Annotated in this window: 5 protein-coding genes; 3 read left to right on the forward strand and 2 right to left on the reverse strand. The window is 58.9% G+C overall.

The window, feature by feature from the left end; genetic code table 11:
- Complete coding sequence (locus A3754_RS15320; RefSeq protein WP_063520398.1) at positions 1-954, reverse strand: aldo/keto reductase; 954 nt, start codon at positions 952-954, stop codon at positions 1-3.
- A gap of 274 nt (positions 955-1,228) precedes the next feature.
- Here A3754_RS15320 and A3754_RS15325 point away from each other — a divergent pair, with 274 nt between their 5' ends.
- Entirely contained in the window at positions 1,229-2,125 is an 897-nt protein-coding gene (locus tag A3754_RS15325) for a recombination-associated protein RdgC (RefSeq protein ID WP_063520399.1), read from the forward strand.
- A gap of 178 nt (positions 2,126-2,303) precedes the next feature.
- On the opposite strand, the gene A3754_RS15330 is transcribed toward A3754_RS15325, so the two are convergent.
- Positions 2,304-2,870: an ATP-dependent zinc protease gene (locus tag A3754_RS15330; protein WP_063520400.1), complete on the reverse strand. Its 567-nt coding sequence runs from the start codon at positions 2,868-2,870 to the stop codon at positions 2,304-2,306.
- A gap of 224 nt (positions 2,871-3,094) precedes the next feature.
- Here A3754_RS15330 and A3754_RS15335 point away from each other — a divergent pair, with 224 nt between their 5' ends.
- Entirely contained in the window at positions 3,095-3,808 is a 714-nt protein-coding gene (locus tag A3754_RS15335) for an alpha/beta fold hydrolase (RefSeq protein WP_063520401.1), read from the forward strand.
- Positions 3,805-3,894 (forward strand): DUF1653 domain-containing protein (locus A3754_RS26200; RefSeq protein WP_156497016.1); only part of this gene is annotated, 90 nt, incomplete at its 3' end. The genes A3754_RS15335 and A3754_RS26200, both read left to right, overlap by 4 nt.

Raw genomic sequence — 3,894 nt, forward strand, 5'->3', positions numbered from 1 at the left:
CTACTCATCCCAAAGATTGGTAAGGGTGTAATCGCTGCCCGGCTGTGCCCAGAAACCGCCGTCCACGTAGCGGCGATGCTTGTCCAGTGCGCCGATGGCGTCCATGTCTGCGTCACTGAGTGACAGCTCGGCGGCGGCCAGGTTTTGTTTCAGGCGTTCCGGGTTCACCGATTTGGGGATCACTACGGTGTCGCGGTGCAGGGCCCAGCTGATCAGCACTTGCGCCGGGCTGGCGCCGTGGTGGTCAGCGATTTCGCGGATTACCGGGTCTTCCAGCAGTACCGGTTCGTCCTCGGCTTTCAGGCCGGCGGGGCGATCGAAGGAACCCAGCGGGGAATAGGCGGTGAGGTGAATGCCTTGCTGTTGGCAGAACGCCAGCATCTCCTTCTGTTGCAGATAGGGGTGCAATTCAATCTGGTTCATGGCCGGTTTGTAGCGGGCCTTGCCGATCAGGTCCTGAAGCTTTTTTACGCTGAAATTCGATACACCGATCTGCCGGGTCAGGTTGTTGTCCACCAGCGCTTCCATGGCCGCCCAGGTGGTTTCCACCGGCAGCTCCTTGAGAGACACCATGTCGTCTGCGGATTTTGGGAAGCGCACGCCGGGCTTCAGGGCCACGGGCCAGTGCATCAGGTAAAGGTCCAGGTATTCCAGTTGCAGGTTGCGCAGGGTGGTTTCCAGTGCCGGTTGCACATCCTCCGGCGCATGATCACTGTTCCACAGCTTGGAGGTAATCCACAGCTCTTCGCGGGTTACCGTGCCGGCGGCGAACACATCGTTCAGCGCCTTGCCAATCTCGTCTTCGTTGCCGTAAATATGAGCACAGTCGATATGGCGGTAACCGGCCTCAATGGCGCTTTTCACCGCGTTATAGACTTCGCCGGGTTCGGATTTCCAGGTGCCCAGACCCAGCATGGGCAGGGTGTCGCCATTATCGAAAGTCAGCGTTTTCATGGTTTGCTCCTGTAAAACGTGCGGGTCCCGGTTGGCGCCGGAGCCAAAACGGGAAACGATCTGCCATCCTACTACTGGGACTTTCCCCGGCGCCGTTGGGTTCCTGTCGAATCCTTGCTCGATTCTCCACCGGTGGGCTCTTTTCCTGATTCCTGGCTCCAACGGTTTCCCTGCTTGAGCCGCCCCCGGCATTTCGCTACTGTGGCCGACCGGCGTTGGCCGCCCTCATTATCGGCAGTGCCTTTTCTCACTGCCCCTGCTTTTGGAAAATTCTATGTGGATCAAGAACCTGACTGTCTTTGTGGGCGAAGAAGCCTTCCCCTGTTCCGTGGCCGAACTGGATGAAATTCTGGACCAGAACCGCTGCCAGCCCTGTGGTTCGCAAACCGAGCGTACCGAAGGCTTTGTGCCGCCGCTCAAGGGGCAGGACCCCATGGCCTACGCGGTGGACGGGTTTATTTTTTGCACTTATCAGGAAACCGCCCGCCTGTTGCCCGGGCCGGTGATCAAGGAGCTGCTGGATGAAAAAGTGGAGCACATCCAGCAGGAAGAAGGTCGCAAGGTAGGGCGTAAGGAAAAGGCGGATCTGAAAGAGCAGATTACCTTTGAGCTGATGCCTCGGGCGTTTACCCGCTCGCGCCGCACTTCCCTGCTGATCGATACCGAACGCAAGCGGGTGATGGTGGATTCTTCCTCCGCCAGTCGCGGTGAAGAAGTGATCGCCTGCCTGCGTAAAGCCATCGGCTCCCTGCCGGTGGCGTACCCGGCGCCGAACTCTGCCCCCTACACCAGTTTCAGTAACTGGCTGCGGGATACCAAGCTGTTGCCGGAAGGCTTCACCCTGGGTGACCGCTGCGAACTGAAGGGCGTCAAGGACGAAGGCGCTGCGGTGAAGTTCACCGCCGTGGATCTGGGCCAGGAAGAAATTCTCGCGCACCTGGAAACCGGCATGGTCGCCACCCGCATCAATCTGGCGTGGCAGGATTCCCTAGAACTGGATATCAATGAAAAGCTGGAGATCAAGCGCATCAAGCCGCTGGATCTGTTGCAGGAAAATATTGATGCGCTGGATGCAGACGATGCGGTAGCAGAGCTGCAGGCGCGCATCAGTTTGCAGGGCACCGTGCTGCGCGAAGCGCTGGATAGCCTGTACGGCTATTTTGAGGTTTAAAAGAAACGCATCACGCTGCATGCATCAAGCAACACTCATCGCGTAAGAATGCGAAGAAAGTGATCTTGTTCAGTAACGCCGTACCCGCGCTAAAGGTTTTGCGCGGGCACGGTCTTTCAATTCCCAAGAGGGTTAGCCCGCGTTGTTGCGTGGTGCGTCAGGCGTGAGGCATCTTGCGCTAGTCATTAATGTCTTCATCGTCTTTCTGGTCCTTGTCCATCTTCACCGGTGAGTTCTTGTCGCACTGCGGTGAATGCTGGAAGGTCTGGGTCACGTCCAGATAACCAAGGTGGGAAATGGTACGGCGGCCCAGCAGGATCGGGTAGATCATGTCCGAGCGGTCGTTCAGGGTGAACTGCTCTTCGTACACCGTATTGCCCATGCACACTTTCATCAGCACCACCGGGCGACGTTCCGTGCCACCGGCACCGCGAATCAGCACCTTGCGGTAACGGGGCTTCTCGAAGGTCTTTTCCACTTTTTTACCGGTGGCTTCGTCCACCACATCCACGGTAAAGCGAACCCAGTCCTCCCCATCTTTTTCGAACACCTCTACGTCGGTGGCATGGAGGGAAGAGGTAAGCGCGCCGCTGTCCAGCTTGGTTTTCAATTCCACCCCCCAGGGCACCAAAGTGGATTTTTCCACCCAGCCAAACACCTTGGGGCTGTCCGGTGATTTCGCCATGGCCATGCCGGTGCTGCTCAGCAGTGACGCAGTAATGAAAGCGATGAGTCCTTTTTTCATGGGCGCTCCTTGATCGTGAAAGCCTTGTGCGTAAAACGGTGGGTGCCGGAACACCCTGTTGGCAGGGTATGACTGTAATCGCCGCTGACCGTTCCCTGGCAAATCATTGACTCTCTGGCTGCCAGCGATCGCCAGCCAGCCATCCCGACCCCTCTTTTACAGGTTACCATTGTTCCATAATGCGCCGTTGCTCAAGGCGCCTGAAAAAGGCCGGAGGGCCAGAGATGACACCAATTATCGCACCACCATCAATCAAGCTGCTGCTGGGTGAAAGCCGCGCCGCGTGGGCCTATGGGCGCTACCTGTTGCGGGGGCTGGGGCACCGGCAATTGCCGCCGGGGAAAGGGCAGCCGGTGCTGGTTTTGCCCGGTTTTGGCGCCAGTGACGTGAGCACACGGCCACTGCGCAAGGCCTTGTCCCGGTTGGGGTATAACGTTTACGGCTGGGCCCAGGGCACCAATACGGGCATCAACAGCAAACGTAAAAACCTGTTAGTTACCCATCTGCAGGCGATCAACACGCGCCACGGGCAACCGGTGGCGCTGGTGGGCTGGAGCCTGGGCGGGGTGTTTGCCCGGGAATTGGCGCGGGCCTTTCCCGATCAGGTGAGTCAGGTGTTTACCCTGGGCAGCCCCATCAATGGCGACCCGGAGGCCAACAACGTCTCCACGCTTTTCAATCTGTTCAACCCGAACCGCCCACCAGCGGACCGGGAGGCCTTTAATCAGCGCATCGCCGCGCCGCCGGTGCCCTGTACCGCCATTTTCACCCGGCAAGACGGTATCGTGGCCTGGCAATGCAGCCAGGAAGAAGAAGGCCCGCTGACAGAGAATGTGGAAGTGCAGGGCACCCACGTGGGCCTGCCCTGGAACCCCCAGGTGCTGGCGGTCATTGCCGAGCGCCTGGCGCGAAGCCCATTACCGGGAGATCTGCCATGAGCGCACTACAGCCCGGCCGCTATCGGCACTTCAAGGGCAACGAATACCAGGTGATCGGCCTGGCCACCCATTCCGAAACTGGCGAA

Source organism: Alcanivorax sp. HI0083 (assembly GCF_001635175.1).